13 protein-coding genes and 3 tRNA genes are annotated in these 17,604 nt (G+C 35.1%); 6 read left to right on the top strand and 10 right to left on the bottom strand.

Annotated features, from left to right (window positions below; genetic code table 11):
* Positions 1-36 precede the first annotated feature (36 nt).
* Both guaB and trpS read right to left on the bottom strand, forming a co-directional pair.
* On the bottom strand, positions 37-1,515 hold the full coding sequence (guaB, locus tag FOA33_RS00145; RefSeq protein WP_221160252.1) for an IMP dehydrogenase: 1,479 nt from the start codon (positions 1,513-1,515) through the stop codon (positions 37-39).
* Between the two features lie 161 nt (positions 1,516-1,676).
* Entirely contained in the window at positions 1,677-2,702 is a 1,026-nt protein-coding gene (gene trpS, locus FOA33_RS00140) for a tryptophan--tRNA ligase (RefSeq protein WP_000165468.1), read from the bottom strand.
* Between the two features lie 194 nt (positions 2,703-2,896).
* Between trpS and FOA33_RS00135 the strand changes: the two genes are divergently transcribed.
* On the top strand, positions 2,897-4,519 hold the full coding sequence (locus FOA33_RS00135; RefSeq protein WP_221160251.1) for an ATP-binding cassette domain-containing protein: 1,623 nt from the start codon (positions 2,897-2,899) through the stop codon (positions 4,517-4,519).
* Positions 4,520-4,580: 61 nt separating this feature from the next.
* On the top strand, positions 4,581-7,133 hold the full coding sequence (locus FOA33_RS00130) for a YfhO family protein (protein WP_221160250.1): 2,553 nt from the start codon (positions 4,581-4,583) through the stop codon (positions 7,131-7,133).
* A 21-nt stretch (positions 7,134-7,154) separates the two neighbouring features.
* Here FOA33_RS00130 and FOA33_RS00125 read toward each other — a convergent pair whose 3' ends face one another.
* The gene (locus FOA33_RS00125) at positions 7,155-9,809 is read right to left on the bottom strand and encodes a YhgE/Pip domain-containing protein (protein ID WP_221160249.1); all 2,655 of its coding nucleotides are present in this window, start codon (positions 9,807-9,809) and stop codon (positions 7,155-7,157) included.
* Positions 9,810-9,937: 128 nt separating this feature from the next.
* Between FOA33_RS00125 and FOA33_RS00120 the strand changes: the two genes are divergently transcribed.
* Positions 9,938-10,480, top strand: coding sequence for a TetR/AcrR family transcriptional regulator (locus tag FOA33_RS00120; protein WP_221160248.1), 543 nt, complete (start codon positions 9,938-9,940; stop codon positions 10,478-10,480).
* A gap of 39 nt (positions 10,481-10,519) precedes the next feature.
* On the opposite strand, the gene FOA33_RS00115 is transcribed toward FOA33_RS00120, so the two are convergent.
* The 7 genes from FOA33_RS00115 to rlmH form a co-directional block, all read right to left on the bottom strand.
* A tRNA-Asn gene (locus FOA33_RS00115) sits at positions 10,520-10,593 on the bottom strand.
* Positions 10,594-10,598: 5 nt separating this feature from the next.
* A tRNA-Glu gene (locus FOA33_RS00110) sits at positions 10,599-10,670 on the bottom strand.
* A 51-nt stretch (positions 10,671-10,721) separates the two neighbouring features.
* A complete protein-coding gene (comE, locus tag FOA33_RS00105; protein WP_000866079.1) occupies positions 10,722-11,474 on the bottom strand; it encodes a competence system response regulator transcription factor ComE in 753 nt (250 codons plus the stop codon).
* Positions 11,471-12,790 carry a competence system sensor histidine kinase ComD gene (comD, locus tag FOA33_RS00100; RefSeq protein WP_221160247.1) on the bottom strand — a complete coding sequence of 440 codons (1,320 nt, stop codon included), beginning with the start codon at positions 12,788-12,790 and terminating at the stop codon, positions 11,471-11,473. Before comD ends, comE begins: the two co-directional genes overlap by 4 nt.
* A gap of 20 nt (positions 12,791-12,810) precedes the next feature.
* Positions 12,811-12,936 (bottom strand): competence-stimulating peptide ComC, encoded by a 126-nt coding sequence (comC, locus tag FOA33_RS00095; protein WP_125840524.1) that lies wholly within the window; start codon positions 12,934-12,936, stop codon positions 12,811-12,813.
* A gap of 165 nt (positions 12,937-13,101) precedes the next feature.
* Positions 13,102-13,175 (bottom strand) — tRNA-Arg (locus FOA33_RS00090).
* Positions 13,176-13,218: 43 nt separating this feature from the next.
* Entirely contained in the window at positions 13,219-13,698 is a 480-nt protein-coding gene (gene rlmH, locus FOA33_RS00085) for a 23S rRNA (pseudouridine(1915)-N(3))-methyltransferase RlmH (protein ID WP_221160246.1), read from the bottom strand.
* 184 nt (positions 13,699-13,882) lie between these two features.
* Between rlmH and FOA33_RS00080 the strand changes: the two genes are divergently transcribed.
* The 3 genes from FOA33_RS00080 (at position 13,883) to dnaA (ending at position 17,473) form a co-directional block, all read left to right on the top strand.
* Positions 13,883-15,079, top strand: a complete 1,197-nt coding sequence (locus FOA33_RS00080) for a S1C family serine protease (protein WP_221160245.1) — start codon at positions 13,883-13,885, stop codon at positions 15,077-15,079.
* 57 nt (positions 15,080-15,136) lie between these two features.
* Positions 15,137-15,895, top strand: a complete 759-nt coding sequence (locus FOA33_RS00075; RefSeq protein WP_221160244.1) for a ParB/RepB/Spo0J family partition protein — start codon at positions 15,137-15,139, stop codon at positions 15,893-15,895.
* Between the two features lie 216 nt (positions 15,896-16,111).
* Positions 16,112-17,473, top strand: a complete 1,362-nt coding sequence (gene dnaA, locus FOA33_RS00070; RefSeq protein WP_221160243.1) for a chromosomal replication initiator protein DnaA — start codon at positions 16,112-16,114, stop codon at positions 17,471-17,473.
* The last annotated feature ends 131 nt before the right edge of the window (positions 17,474-17,604 follow it).

Raw genomic sequence — 17,604 nt, 5'->3', positions numbered from 1 at the left:
AAGAGCTCCTGAAAATCAGGAGTTCTTTTTTACTACTTACATGGAGTAGTTTGGCGCCTCATTAGTGATTTGTACATCATGAGGATGGCTTTCTTTTAGACCAGCCCCAGACATTTCAATAAATTGGGCATTATCGTGTAGTTCTTTAAGGTTAGCTGCACCACAGTAACCCATACCAGAGCGAATACCACCAATCATTTGGAAAACGATATCAGCTACAGCACCTTTATAAGCAACACGACCTTCAATTCCTTCTGGAACGAGCTTGTTTGCTTCATTAACAGAACCTTGGAAGTAACGGTCACTTGAACCTTTCCTCATTGCAGCGATTGATCCCATACCACGGTAAGTTTTGAACTTACGTCCTTGGAAGATTTCCGTTTCACCTGGCGCTTCATCTGTTCCAGCAAACATTGAGCCAAGCATAACTGCATTTCCACCTGCAGCAAGGGCTTTTACAATATCTCCAGAATACTTGATTCCACCATCAGCGATGATTGTTTTGCCATATTCACGCGCAACTGCTGCTGCATCATAGATTGCTGTAACTTGTGGTACACCAACACCTGCAATCACACGAGTGGTACAGATAGAACCTGGTCCAATTCCAACTTTGACAACATCTACACCTGCTTCGTAAAGAGCACGCGCTCCTTCTGCAGTTGCAATATTACCTGCAATCAAAGTACGATCTGGGAAATGAGCACGAATTTCAGCAATTTTACGTAGAACCCCAGCAGAGTGACCATGTGCAGTATCAATAACAATTGCGTCAGCTCCTGCTTCAAAGAGAGCCTCTGCACGTTCAAATGTATCTGAAGTAACACCTACTGCACCTGCAACTAAGAGACGACCAAACTCATCTTTAGCAGCATTTGGAAACTCAATAACTTTTTCAATATCTTTGATAGTAATCAAGCCAGAAAGACGGCCTTCCTCGTCAACCAAAGGAAGTTTTTCAATACGGTGTTCTTGAAGAATATTTTCAGCTGTTGCAAGATCTGTTCCAACTGGAGCAGTGACAAGATTTTCACTGGTCATATGGTTTGAGATTGGTTGATTGTAATCTGAAATAAAACGAAGATCTCGGTTTGTTAGAATACCAACCAATTTTCGATTTTCAAGTGTTTCAACTACTGGGACACCACTGATACGGTAACGGCCCATTAGTTCATCTGCTTCAGCAATAGTGTGTTCTGGAGTCAAAAAGAATGGATCTATAATGACACCATTTTCAGAACGTTTTACCTTGCGAACTTCATCTGCCTGTTGCGCAATAGACATATTTTTATGGATTACTCCAAGACCACCTGCACGAGCAATGGCAATAGCCATTTGACTCTCTGTGACTGTATCCATGGCGGCTGTTATAATTGGGATATTTAAAGTCAGATTATCTGCCAATTTTGTTGTTAAATCTGCATCATTAGGCAACACATGACTTTCTGCTGGAATGAGTAATACATCATCAAAGGTAAAACCTTTTTTCAAAAATTTAGTGTCCCAATTAGACATTGAAGTTTCCTCTTTTCTTTCTTTTTGAGCTTGACTCTTTTTGTATTGTATCTATCATACCATTCTATGGAAATTTGTCAATTATATTTATAGCAGAAAACATAAAAAACTATCCCTGTTATTCTATGGAAGAGATAGTTTTACGATTCATATTTTATCTATTATTTAAAATAATTTAGTCCCATTGCTCCCTTAACTTCAGATAGAGTTTGCCCTGCAACCTCACGAGCTTTTTCACTACCTTTTTGAAGCATATTGTGCACTTCACCCATATCCTTAGCAAATTCGATACGGCGCTCACGAATAGGACCAAGTTCACGTTCTAATATTTCAAGTAGATAACGTTTCGTCTTCACATCACCAAGACCACCACGTTGATAATGCTCTTTCATATCCGCAATTTCTTGAGCATCTTCTGGACGACCAAACACATCTAGATAATGGAAAACCATGTTTCCTTCAATCTTACCTGGATCCTCCACTCGAATATGATCCGGATCAGTATACATACTCATGACTTTTTTACGTAAAGTATCCGCATCATCTGCTAGATAAATACCATTATTAAGGGATTTAGACATTTTAGCATTTCCATCTAGACCAGGCAAGCGTCCTGCTCTCTCATTTTCTGGATATATCCCTTCTGGCTCCACTAAGACATCACAGTTATATGCATTATTAAAGGAACGAACAATCTCACGAGTTTGTTCAATCATTGGTTTCTGATCTGTCCCTACAGGAACATAATTAGCCTTGAAGGCAGTAATATCTGCTGCTTGTGCAATTGGATAAACCAAAAATCCTGTCGGAATACTTTCTCCAAACCCTTTCTGAGCAATCTCTGTTTTCACCGTAGGATTGCGCTCCAAACGAGCTAATGAAACTAGATTCATATAGTACATAGATAGTTCAGCCAACTCTGGAATCTGGCTTTGAATAAAGATAGTTGATTTGCTTGGATCCAATCCAACTGCTAGATAATCCAAGGCAACATTCCCAATAGACTCTACAATTGTTTGAGGATCTTTGGCGTGATCTGTCAAGGCTTGTTGGTCCGCCAAAAAAACAAACATCTCATACTTGTCTTCTTCCTGCAGTAATACTCTATTTTTGAGACTTCCAACATAATGTCCAATATGCAATTTTCCTGTTGGACGATCTCCTGTTAAAATAATGGGTTTCGTCATTTTTTTCTCCTTCGAAATAGTCTCTTCAATTATAGCATTTTTTTGTTAAAATAACAGAAAATTATTTAAATCAAAGAACCGATTCGCTGTAAATGCAACTGTAAACTTAGTTGACATAAAATTGACAAAGAAAAATTTGAATATTTCTCTCTTTTCTAGTAGAATAAATATATTACACATATAGGAGAAAAACATTGCTTACAGTATCTGATGTTTCACTACGTTTTAGTGATCGCAAACTTTTTGATGATGTCAATATCAAATTTACAGAAGGAAATACTTATGGATTAATCGGTGCTAATGGTGCCGGAAAATCAACCTTTTTAAAAATTTTAGCTGGTGATATCGAACCTACAACTGGTCACATCTCTCTTGGTCCAGACGAACGTCTTTCTGTCCTCCGTCAAAATCACTTTGACTATGAAGATGAACGTGCAATTGATGTCGTTATCATGGGAAATGAAAAACTTTATAGCATTATGAAGGAAAAAGATGCTATCTACATGAAGGAAGATTTCTCCGATGAAGATGGTGTCCGTGCTGCTGAACTCGAAGGTGAATTTGCCGAACTTGGAGGTTGGGAGGCAGAGAGTGAAGCATCTCAACTACTTCAAAATCTTAATATTCCAGAAGAATTGCACTATCAAAACATGAGCGAATTGGCCAATGGTGAAAAGGTAAAAGTTCTCCTTGCCAAAGCACTCTTTGGTAAACCAGATGTTCTTCTCTTGGACGAACCAACCAACGGTTTGGATATCCAATCAATTACATGGCTAGAAGATTTCTTGATTGACTTTGATAACACGGTCATCGTTGTATCCCATGACCGTCACTTCTTAAACAAAGTATGTACCCACATGGCCGACCTTGACTTTGGAAAAATCAAACTCTATGTCGGAAACTACGACTTCTGGAAGGAATCTTCTGAGCTTGCTGCTAAATTGCTAGCAGATCGTAATGCCAAGGCAGAAGAAAAAATTAAGCAATTGCAAGAATTCGTTGCTCGATTCTCTGCCAACGCTTCTAAATCAAGACAGGCAACATCTCGTAAAAAAATGCTTGACAAGATTGAACTAGAAGAAATTGTGCCATCCAGTCGTAAATATCCATTTATCAACTTTAAAGCAGAGCGTGAAATTGGTAATGATCTCTTGACAGTAGAAAATCTAACTGTAAAGATTGATGGTGAAACTATCCTGGACAATATTAGTTTCATCTTGCGTCCAGGTGATAAGACAGCTCTTATTGGACAAAATGACATCCAAACGACTGCATTAATTCGTGCAATCATGGGTGACATTGACTATGAAGGAACTGTCAAGTGGGGAGTTACTACTAGCCGTTCTTACTTGCCAAAAGACAACTCGGCTGATTTTGCAGGGAGCGAGTCAATCCTTGACTGGTTGCGTCAATTTGCAAGTAAAGAAGAAGATGACAATACTTTCCTACGTGGTTTCCTTGGTCGTATGCTCTTTTCTGGTGATGAGGTTAACAAACCTGTAAACGTCTTGTCAGGGGGAGAAAAAGTACGTGTCATGCTCTCAAAACTCATGCTCTTGAAATCAAATGTCCTTGTACTCGATGACCCAACAAATCACTTGGACTTGGAATCTATCTCAAGCTTGAACGATGGATTGAAAAACTTTAAAGAATCCATTATCTTTGCCAGTCATGACCACGAGTTCATTCAAACTTTGGCAAACCATATCATTGTTTTATCTAAGAATGGCGTCATCGATCGTATTGATGAAACCTATGATGAATTCTTAGAAAATGCAGAAGTACAAGCAAAAGTTAACGAACTTTGGAAAGACTAAATATAACTTCAAAACTCAGTTGGATTAATCAACTGAGTTTTCTATCATTCTACGAGGTAACATGAAATCATTTTTTAAAACATATTGGACCTATTTTGTCTCTTTCATTATTCCTTTAGTAATTATGTTAGGAGTATATCTATCTCAGGGTATCTACTGGAATAGCGATACATCTCCACTATTAGGAGACGGTTTCCATCAATACGTTATTTTTGATGTAGCTTTACGAAATATTTTACATGGAAATGACAGTTTGTTTTACACCTTTACAAGTGGCCTCGGACTGAATTTCTATGCTCTATCTAGTTATTACTTGGGTAGCTTTCTTTCACCTCTAGTTTACTTTTTTAATCTGTCAAATATGCCAGATGCTGTATATCTGACAACACTTTTAAAGTTTAGCTTGATTGGACTGTCAACCTTCTTTAGTCTAAATAGGATCTTCGAAGCTATTCCAAAACCTCTAAAACTGTCCTTATCAACTTCCTATGCTCTGATGAGCTTTACCGTCAGTCAGTTAGAGATAAAAACTTGGCTAGATGCTTTTATCTTGATTCCATTAATCATAACTGGCTTACACATACTTATAACTGAAAAGAAGCGTCTGCTATACTTTACAAGTCTGTCAATCTTGTTTATTCAAAACTATTATTTTGGCTATATGACAGCATTGTTTCTTATTTTCTGGTATCTTTGCCAAATTTCTTGGGACTTTAAAATTCGAAAATCATCTTTTCTTGATTTTGTTGTTACCTCCTTTTTAGCAGGAATGGCTAGTTTGATTATGACTCTTCCTACACTGTTTGATTTACAAACTCATGGGGAGAAGTTAACTGCCATCACAAAATTAAAAACAGATAGTAGCTGGTATCTGGATATTTTCGCAAAACAATTCATTGGATCTTTTGATACAACTAAGTATGGATCTATACCAATGATTTTTGTTGGATTGCTTCCTTTTATTTTGACCATTCTATTTTTCACAATAAAATCCATTAGGTTTCACGTGAAACTTACCTATGCAATTTTTTTCACTTTTTTAATAACAAGCTTTTACATAGAAGCACTTGATTTATTTTGGCAAGGGATGCACACCCCAAATATGTTTTTGCATCGCTATGCTTGGATTTTTTCCACTCTGTTAATTTATACTGCAGCAGAAGTCTTAAATCGTCTGAAAGAACTGAAGCTCTGGAATCTATTTGTCTCACTTTTTCTTGTACTAACAGAATTTTTGGCCACTGTCTATTTTAAATCACACTATTCTTTTTTAACTGATTTGAATATCCTACTCACTCTTGAATTTCTACTAGTTTATGCTCTTTTACTTCTTGCAGTCATTAGAAAATTTATCTCTATAAATCTATTTACAATTCTTTTGTCTTTATTTATAACAGTTGAGATAAGCTTAAATGCTTCATCTCAAATGGAAGGAATAGCTAAAGAATGGGCCTTTGCTTCTCGTAGCGCCTATAATAGAGATATCACTGCTATGGAATCCATTCTAAACCAAATTGACAATCCATTTACACGTACTGAAAAACTGCAAATTCAGACTGGGAATGACAGTATGAAATTTAGCTACAATGGAATCTCTCAATTTTCGTCTGTACGAAATCGTTCAGCTAGCACTAGTTTGGATAAACTGGGATTCAAATCCTCTGGAACCAACCTTAATCTCCGTTATGCAAATAACAGTCTTTTAGCAGACAGTTTATTTGGAATCCAGTACAATATTTCTGAAACTTCACTTGATAAGTATGGCTTTCAAGAGATTTATCAAAAGGATCATTTAACCTTATATAAAAATCAACTCTCTTTACCCATTGCCTTTGCTACTCAATCTATTTACACAGATGTAAACTTTAACAATCACACTCTGGATAATCAGGCTTTATTTATAAACCAGCTTGCTAATCTCAACTTAGATTACTTCTCCCAAATAGCATATGATAAAACAGATAATTCTGAAGGTTTAACAAGTATCACAGGTTCTACGAATGAAGATGCCCGAATTGATTATCAAATTGAGGTTCCTCAAAATAGCCAAGTCTATCTCTCTTTTTCAAATCTTCATTTTACAAACGATAAGCAAAAGAAAGTTGACATCATTGTCAACGGTGAAAAAAAGACTTTTACAACTGACAATGCATTTAATTTCTTTAATTTGGGTTATACTGAAGAACAAAAAACTTTCAATATCAGTGTTAGTTTCCCTGGAAATTCTCAGGTGTCATTTGAATCTCCAACCTTCTATCGTTTAGATACTCAGGCTCTTACTGAAGCAATCCAAAAAATTAAAGAACAACCTGTAGAAGTATCCACCTCTAAAAATAAAGTCTTTGCTACATATGAAGTAAAACAAGATACCTCTATTTTCTTCACTATTCCTTATGACAAAGGTTGGTCTGCATACCAAGATGGAAAAAAACTTGAAATTAAGCAGGCTCAAACTGGTTTTATGAAGGTTGATGTTCCAAAGGGAAAAGGTACCATTACACTTTCCTTTATCCCTAATGGTTTTGTTATTGGAGCAGCCTGCTCACTAACTGCCCTTCTTCTTTTTGGAATCTATAATCACAGACGAAATTTATCTAAGACAGAAAAAGATTGACCAATTCCTTGGCCAATCTTTTTAATCTTCTTCCATTTTCTTAGGTTGATAAGCTAGCATACCTAAAGCAGTAAAGAAAGCTAGTGTTATAATAAGGAAAATCACTTGGTGATGAATATTTCCTGTCATAGAGATTGTTTGTCGTAAACCTGATACAGAGTAACTCATTGGTAACCAAGGATTGACACCCTTAAAGAAATCATTTGTCAAAGCAAGGGGATAGGTCCCTGCACTTGATGCTAACTGTAATAAAAGTAAAATAAGAGAGAAGAAAGCTCCTATACGGCTATTCCAAGTTGTTAAAGCTGTAACCATAGACATGAAAGCTAAACTTGTGATTATAATTAGAATCAAGGTCCTCATCTCATGGTTCGCAGTCAATCCAATAAGATGGACACCTCCATAAACTAAAACACCTGCTAAGACAGCTATAATCCCATTTATTTCAGAGCGAGACTTCAACCAAGCCCAGCGGCTCTCTGGATGACGCCCAGAAGGCAACTTAGCAAAAATCATATTAGTAGATATAGCAGCAACAAAAAGAGCAACAGATATCATATAAGGAGCCATGGCAATCCCATTTACAGGAACTTGGTCATTGTCTGTTTTTGAGAGAAATAGAGGATTAGATAATGTTTCTGCATTTTCAGATTCTGTTGATGCTGATTTGAGCTGATTATTAGCATTTCCTAATCCTTGTCCTAATGAACCAACTCCTGTCTGTAAATCTTCAAGACCAGAGGTTAAGCTTGTTCCACCATCTGCTAGTTTTCCAGCACCATCTGCAATCTTCATAGCGCCACTTCCTAGTTGAGATGCTGCAGAAAGTAACTGTGTTGATTTATCTGTCAATTGACCAGAGCCAAATTGTAATTTAGTAAGACCTGCTATCAGCTCTGGACTCTTATTATTCAATTGAGCAGAACCAGATGACAAGCTTTCTATACCTGATACTAATTCTGGAGCTTTTCCAGCTAACGCATCTACTCCAGCTGTCAAGGTTGATGTATTTTCTGTCAACTTACTTGATCCAGAAACTAATTGATCTAGACTAGTTGTTAAACTTGCATTCTTTTCATTTAGTTGATTAGCACCTATAGAAATAGTATCCAGCTCTTTAGTATATTTTACAACTCCTTTTTCAATTGACTGACTTCCAGGAACTAACTGATTGTCTACAGTAGTTTGCAACTTTGTAAAACCACTTGACAAGGTTGTCAAGGAGCTAGATGCTGCAGGTAAGAGTTTATTTGCTTTCGTCTGTACATCAGATAGATTAGTTACTTGTTGTTCTGAATTCTCTATACTTTCTTTCAATCCTCCTACTGTCGTTAAAATTGTTTTTGCTGACTCAATAGTAGAATTAGAATTTTTAGAAATAGCTTCTGTCAGTTCTTTCTTCTGTTCCTCTGTGAGAGATTGATAAGTAGCTGTTGATTGAAGGTTAGCAATAGTTTTTTCTTGTTCTGTCTGACTTTTGGTCACAATATCCTGAGCAAGAGTTGTTAGATTTGGCAAAGCTTCTGATAATGTCTTTTTCAGTTGAGTATTATCTGCTACCGTAAGAGCTTGTAGTGTTTTATTCAGTTCTCCTAGACTAGTTGCCAATTGAGTAATTTGTTCATTTTGTTGAGATGAGGACTTTAATTGACTTGAAATTTCTTTAATACCAGTATTTAATTGCTCTATTCCATCTCTTAGTGTATCTGATTGATTGGATAATTGACTTGTTCCATTAGAAAGTTTTTCTACACTACTTGTATAAGCATTTACACCAACCGAAAATTGACTGAGACCTGAATTGAGTTGTGAAACTCCACCTGTATAGGTCTTTATACCTGTATTCAGCTGATTTACACCTGTCACCAACTCAGGAGTTCTTGAGGCCAATTGACCAAGTCCAGTGTCAACTTGTGAAACTGCATTTGTATAACTTTGTAAACCACTATTAAAAGTTCCTAAACCAAGATGTAATTGCTCTATGGCAGATACATAGGCAGACAATCCTTTTGTAAATTGATTAGCTCCATTTGAAAAAGTTACACTTGAGTTAGCTAGAGTATTGAGATTTGTCGTCAATGTTTGACTTCCTTTTGCTAACTGATTAGTCCCATCAGCCAGTTGTTCACTTCCATCAGCTGCTTTATTTATACCAGACTTCAAGTCACTCATTTTTTGAAATAGTGCCTTGGTATATGTTTCAGTTACATTCGTAGAGACGGTTTGTTTTAATTGTGTCATTGCAGAATCACTCATCTTACTTGCAATAAAGCTACGACCACTTGAAGTTTGATAATTAATTTGCATCTGTTCAGGGTGATTTGTTAGGATCGAAGTAGCTTTTTCAGATAGATCACTTGGTAAAGTCACTACCATATAGTATTCGCCATCATCTAGCCCCTTTTTCCCCTCTTCTTCATTGACAAAATGAAAATCTAAAGTCTTATTTTCTTTTAAATTAGACACCATGTCTTTTCCTATAGCCATTGTATTTCCATTATAAGAAGCTTCCTTGTCATTATTAACAACTGCTACAGGTAACTCCGATACTTGACCATATGGATCCCACATTGACGATAAAAATATGATATTGTATAAAGCTGGAATAAGAGAAATCCCTATCATTACAATAATGAATGTCGGTTTTTTAAAAATTGCTTTCCATTCTTTAAACATATTTCCTCCTTTTTTTAAACATATTGTCTAAATTTTTGATATAATAGATTATACATTAAAAAATCTAAATTACAAGATAAAAAATATTTTTTTAGACATATAGCCTAAATTGTTCAAAAGGAGAAACTATGAAAGAAAGTAACAAACGATTAAAAACAAAGAGAAATATTGAAAATGCCATGGTTCAATTATTGATGGATCACCCCTTCGATCAAATTACTACAATTAAATTAGCAGAAAAAGCTGGAATTAGTCGTTCTAGCTTCTATACCCATTACAAGGATAAGTATGATATGATTGAACACTATCAAAGTAAGTTATTTCATACATTTGAGTATATCTTCCAAAAACATGCTCATCATAAAAAAGATGCCATTTTAGAAGTATTTGACTATTTAGAATCTGAACCATTATTAGCTGCTCTTTTATCTGAAAATGGTACCAAAGAAATCCAAAATTTCTTAAGAAATAAGCTTCATATCATGCTGAGCACAGATCTTCAGAAGCGCTTTATGCAACTACAACTAAATTCAATTGAATTAGAATATAGCAGCATTTATCTGACAAATGCCCTATTTGGAGTTTGTCAAACTTGGATTGCTCGTGGAAAAAAAGAAAGTCCGCAAGAAATGACCGACTTCCTTATGAAAATGCTAGGTGATCCCAACTAAGAACAAAAAAGAACACCATCTGGTGTTCTTTTTATCTAACTCCGCCAGTAGGACTCGAACCTACGACATCATGATTAACAGTCATGCGCTACTACCAACTGAGCTATGGCGGATAAAATAGTCCGTACGGGATTCGAACCCGTGTTACCGCCGTGAAAAGGCGGTGTCTTAACCCCTTGACCAACGGACCATCTATCTGTAGCAGATATAACCATTATATCAATTTCTTACTGATTGTCAATCACTTTTTAGATTTTTTCTCTAGAATATCTTTTAGTTTACGAACTTTCAAACGGGTAATGGGACAACGATGATCTTCATAAAAAACAACTTCTAAATTCTTTCGATCAATTTCTCTCACATTTCCCACATTGACAAGGAAAGATTTATGGGAGCAATAAAATCGCTGAGTATGTTTGTCCTTTTCCTGAATATCTGTCATAGTTCCATAAAACTCTTTGGCAAAATTCTTACCAATAATTCGCAATTTATGAGAAACACCTGTTGTTTCGATATACAGAATATCATGGTAAGGAATTTTCAAATCATTTCCCTTATAGTTGTAATCAAAATAGTCTACAACATCTTCGTTTTCAAGCAGCATGCTTTTGGTATAGAAGATACTCTGCTCGATACGTTTTTTGAACAATTCATCATTGATGTCCTTATCTACAAAATCTAAAGCTGATACCTGATACTTATAAGTTAAAGTAGCAAATTCAGATCGACTAGTAATAAAGACAATAATAGCATAAGGATTATGATGACGAATAAACTGAGCCACTTCAAAGCCTTTTTTCTCGATTCCATGAATATCGATATCTAGGAAATAAAGCTGGTTTACTTCATCATTTTCGATATATTCCTTAAACTCACGAACTTTTCCTGTTGTCTTATATGAAATAGGAATATTCGATTCTTCCGAGATTTCATTCAATATTCTCTCTAGTCTCACTTGATGTTCAATAACATCTTCTAAAATTAATACTTTCATTCAAATTCTCTCTTAAATCTAATAATTTGTCTAAATGTGTTGTCTTCCATTTCTGTTTCTAAAATAATGTTGTCATACTTATCTAAGATCTCTTTGACATTATTAAGTCCTAGACCCCTGTTTCTTCCCTTGGTAGAGAAACCTAAGGCAAATAAGTCTTCTGAAGGCGTCATAGTAATTTTACATGAATTCTGGATAACTATAACTGTTTCAAAATCCATTTTAATGACTGCAACTTCCATTTGTTTCAAGTAACTATCTGCTGCACCTTCAACAGCATTATTTAATAGAATGCTCATGATGCGAACAAGATCAAGTAAATCCATTGACAATCTAGTAATGACATCTTTTACTTCCAATGTAAACTCTACATCATTATTTCGTGCATATACAATTGATTGAGCAATTAAACTTCGTAAAGCCGAATCTTCTATGTTGTTTAAATCAAAGTAAGTATATTTGTCTGACCTCAATTTCTGATTTGCTTTTACTAAGACCTCGTTGTAAATCCTGTCAATTTCGTGTAAATCTCCGCTGTCAATCGCCATTTGCATGCTGACAAGCATACCTGCATAGTCATGACGAAAACCTCGAATTTCATTATACAAACCCACAATCTCATCTGTATACGTTTGTAAATACTTTTGTTCAAATTTCTTCTGCTTTAGGGCAATCTCTTTTTCAATTTGAACCTTATAAGAATTCATTGCAAAGAAAATCAATAACAAGCAAATAAAAACAATGGTTGATAAAATACTTCCAAAACTATTTAAGTGATGAATCGTACTTACTATATCTGAAATAAACAATAAGATATGCAAACCAAAGAAAGCAACTATTACTTTTTTTAAAAAAGGGTACAGATAATCTTTATCAAAATATTTAATTTCCAGATGAAAATAACGAATTATTATTAGAATAGAAAAATAAGTCATCAACAATACTACTAAAAGGAATGTACTTTTATAGTGTAATACTACTTCATCTCCTGTTATAGAAGATAAAGTTACGGATATAAAAGTATGAGTACTGTGATATAATAAAGACAATAGTAAACTGATAAAAATAGCTTTGTATTTTTCAGACTTCTTTAACTTTCTTAAATAAAGGTACACAACCAAAGGAAATAAAAATTTAGACAAAGCAAAACTATTAGAAAATACTAGTGTAATAATTTCTTCAAGTATAAAAACTGAGATACATGTGTAACACAAAAAAACAATTTGTTCTTTTCTATTTACTTTACAAATCCATTCATAAATTTTGCTAATGATGAGAAAATAAAAAATAGCTATCCCTAATCCAAATAAATCCATTACTCACTACCTTTATTTCATTACTTTTTTCTTGGAAAAATAAGATTACGAATCGATTCTGAAATTCTCCAGTCTCCACCTCGAATTTCTTGCAATTCTGCCTCTGTTACCTCTTTAAATTGTTCCAATTTTTCTGTATTTTTCATAATGAAATCTCCTGTATTATTTTTTTCTTGTAAGTTAACTTACAAAACTATTATACAAAATGAAGATCATGTAAGAAAAAATTTTTCTCAACTGTACATTTTTGCACCTGAAACGCACTTTTTTAAGAAAAAAGCTGGGATTCATCCCAGCTTCGCATCTAACATTGATCCCAGCAGGATTCGAACCTGCGACCGTTCGCTTAGAAGGCGAATGCTCTATCCAGCTGAGCTATGAGACCTAACATGACCATTCTATCAAAAAACAAGAGGTAAGTCAATCTTCTATTTGTGGTAAGGAGAACCCTGTTGAATTGTAAAAGCACGGTAAATTTGTTCAACAAGAACCAATCTCATTAACTGATGTGGTAATGTCAGACGTCCAAAACTGACAGAAAGATTGGCCCTATTTTTTACAATAAGAGCTAGACCTAAACTTCCTCCAATAATAAAAGTAAGAGTTGAGTAACCTTTGATAGAAGCCTGCTCTAGTTGCTTACTAAAATCTTCTGAGGAGAATGTTTTTCCTTCAATGGCTAGTACAACGACAAAGTCTCTTTCTCCAACCTTAGAAAGAATCCTTGCGCCTTCTGTTTCCAAGATTTTTTTATTTTCTAATTCACTGGCTTTGTCAGGTGTCTTCTCATCAGCAAGCTCAATCATTTCTAATTTGGCGAAACGTGAAATTCGTTTGGTATATTCAGCAATACCATCTTTAAGGTATTTTTCTTTTAATTTTCCCACTGTTACAATTTTTATTTTCATTCTTCTATTCTACCATATCCACACTTCATTTCACATCTTATACACATAAAAATCATCCTAAATTTCTAGCAAATTCACAGAATAAAGCAAGTTATCCACAACTTGTGTAAAACTTTAAGCTTTTAAGTTTGGATTAAGTTAATAGGTTTATAATCTTGACAAACAATAACAAACGGAGGCGTTTATGAAACACTTACAAAAATTTTACAAAAAAGGAGTTACTTTTCTTGTAATTATTCTAATAGGATTTTTGAGTGGTGCACTAGGAAGTTTTGTAACATTACAACTTTATCAAAAACAAGGAAATCAAGCTACAAATAATAATTCTGGCACTGTAACTCAAACATCCTATAAGAATGAAAATTCAACCACTCAAGCAGTAAATAAAGTTAAGGATGCTGTTGTCTCAATCATTACTTATTCTTCTTCTAGCAGTAGACAAAGTAGTGTATTTAATGCTGACGAAACTAACTCTGATTCAGACAATCAACAAATCGCAAGTGAGGGATCAGGTGTTATCTATAAAAAGAATGATAAAGATGCCTATCTTGTAACTAATACTCACGTTATCAATGGAGCTTCAAAAGTTGATATTCGCTTGGCAGATGGTACTAAGGTTCCTGGTGAAATTGTCGGATCTGATACTTTCTCTGATATTGCTGTCGTTAAAATTTCTTCAGAAAAAGTTACAACAATAGCAGAATTTGGTGATTCAAGTCAACTTAGTGTTGGAGAAACAGCGATTGCTATCGGTAGTCCTCTAGGTTCAGAATATGCTAATACAGTTACACAGGGGATTATTTCAAGTCTTAATCGAAATGTTTCTCTAAAATCTGAAGATGGTCAAGCTATTTCAACAAAAGCCATTCAAACAGATACAGCCATTAACCCTGGTAACTCTGGTGGTCCACTTGTAAACATTCAAGGACAAGTAATTGGTATTACATCAAGTAAAATTGCAAGTAATGGTGGAACATCTGTAGAAGGTCTTGGTTTTGCAATTCCTTCAAACGATGCACAAAATATCATTAAACAGCTTGAAAGTGATGGTAAAGTGACTCGTCCAGCTCTTGGAATTCAAATGGTCAATCTATCAAATGTTGGAGCTAGTGATCTTAGAAAACTTAACATTCCAAGTGGCCTCACTTCAGGTGTAGTTGTTCGATCCGTTCAAAACAATATGCCAGCAAATGGACATCTTCAAAAATACGATGTCATTACCAAAGTTGACGACAAAGAGATTACCTCATCAACAGACCTACAACATGCTCTTTACAATCATGCTATCGGAGATACTATCAAAGTAACCTACTACCGTAACGGTAAGGAGGAAACAACCTCAATTAAACTAGATAAGAATTCTGGTGATTTAGAGTCTTAATTGACATCAGTGTAAAGAAAACTTTACAGAAAGTAAAAGATATGTTAGTGTAGAATCATGGAAAAATTTGAAATGATTTCTATCTCTGAAATACAAAAGAATCCTTACCAACCTCGGAAAGAATTTGATACAGATAAACTAAATGAATTAGCTCAGTCAATCAAAGAAAATGGGCTCATCCAACCAATCATCGTTCGTCAATCTCCTGTAATTGGTTATGAAATCCTTGCAGGAGAGAGACGATATCGGGCTTCTCTCTTGGCTGGTCTGACCTCTATTCCAGCCGTTGTAAAGCACCTCTCAGATCAGGAAATGATAATCCAGTCAATCATTGAGAATTTGCAGAGAGAAAATTTAAATCCTGTTGAAGAAGCACGCGCCTACGAATCTTTAGTAGAAAAAGGATTTACTCACACTGAGATAGCGGATAAAATGGGGAAATCTCGTCCTTATATCACTAATTTTATTCGTTTGCTTTCCCTACCAGAATATATCTTAACTGAAGTAGAAAATGGAAAAATTTCTCAAGCGCATGCACGTTCACTAGTTGGTTTGGACAAAGAGCAGCAAGACTATTTCTTCCAACTAATCAAAAATGAAGATATTTCTGTGAGAAAGTTAGAAGCACTTCTTACAGAGAAAAAACACAAGAAGCAAAAAAAAAGTGATTCTTTCATCAAAGACGAAGAAGATAAATTAAAAAAACTACTCGGTTTAAGTGTAGAAATTAAACTTTCAAAAAAAGATACTGGAAAGATTATTATCTCCTTTTCAAGTCAAGAAGAATACGATAGAATTATTAACAGCCTGAAATAAGGCTGTTCTTTTATTTTCTCAACCCACAAATTTATCCACCAATTTTTTTATCAAAAAGCCTACTAAATCAAGGATTCTCTTATTTATCCCCAACCTGTGGATAAATACTACTAACATTGTGGATTCTTTTCCTCAATCTGTGGAAAAATCCTATTATCTATGGTAAAATAAGTCTAGCACTAAACTACTAAAATCATAGTAAAGGAGGAAAATTAGTTGAAAGAAAAGCAATTTTGGAATCGTATTTTAGAATTTGCTCAAGAAAGATTGACACGATCTATGTATGATTTCTATGCTACACCTGCTGAACTCGTCAAAGTAGAAGAAAACACAGCTACTATATTTCTACCGAGATCAGAGATGGAAATGGTGTGGGAAAAGCAATTAAAAGATATTATTGTTGCTGCTGGTTTTGAAATTTATGATTCTGAAATCAAACCTCACTATATTTTCACTAAACCTCAGAGTACAGAATCTCCTCAAGTAAATGATACGAATAGTGTCTCTACTTACGATTACACACCTGCACTACCAACGATTCCCTATTCTGAAACAGGATTAAAAGAAAAATATACCTTTGATAACTTTATTCAAGGTGATGGGAATGTTTGGGCGGTATCTGCTGCACTAGCTGTATCTGAAGATTTAGCTCTGACCTATAATCCTCTTTTCATCTATGGAGGACCTGGTCTTGGAAAGACTCACTTGCTCAATGCGATTGGAAATGAGATTTTGAAAAATATTCCTGATGCGCGTGTCAAGTACATTCCTGCCGAAAGCTTTATCAATGACTTTCTTGAACACTTGCGACTTGGGGAAATGGAAAAGTTCAAAAAGACTTACCGTAGCCTTGATCTCTTATTGATCGATGATATCCAATCTCTCAGTGGCAAAAAAGTCGCGACCCAGGAAGAATTTTTCAATACCTTCAATGCTCTTCATGATAAGCAGAAACAGATTGTCCTAACCAGTGATCGAAGTCCTAAACACCTAGAAGGACTTGAAGAGAGACTTGTCACACGCTTTAGCTGGGGATTGACGCAAAATATCACTCCTCCTGACTTTGAGACACGTATCGCCATTCTTCAAAGTAAAACAGAGCACTTGGATTACCATTTCCAAAGTGATACTCTAGAATACTTGGCTGGCCAATTTGATTCAAATGTTCGAGAATTGGAAGGAGCAATCAACGATATCACTTTAATTGCCAGAGTGAAGAAAATTAAGGATATTACTATTGATATTGCTGCGGAAGCTATTAGAGCACGTAAACAAGACGCCCGCCAGATACTTGTTATTCCAATTGAGAAAATCCAAACTGAAGTTGGTAATTTTTATGGAGTGAGCGTCAAAGAAATGAAAGGGACGAGACGAGTTCAAAACATCGTTTTGGCACGTCAGGTTGCCATGTACCTCGCTAGAGAACTGACAGATAACAGTCTTCCAAAAATCGGAAAAGAATTTGGCGGAAAGGATCACACCACCGTTATTCATGCCCATGCCAAAATTAAATCACTGATTGACGAAGACGATAATTTACGTTTAGAAGTAGAAGCAATCAAAAAGAAAATCAAATAGCTTGTGGATAAGTTTTCCTTTCTTATCTTTTTTATCCACATTTTTTAAACAAGCTCCAAAGCTTGAATTTACTAAACAACACCCAGTTTTCCACAGAATTCACAGACTCTATTATTACTATTAACTTTCTA

It is taken from the genome of Streptococcus cristatus (assembly GCF_019685515.1).
Classification (GTDB): domain Bacteria; phylum Bacillota; class Bacilli; order Lactobacillales; family Streptococcaceae; genus Streptococcus.
Note: the sequence above shows the minus strand (reverse complement) of the source record. Positions and strands in the feature narration are given on the sequence as shown.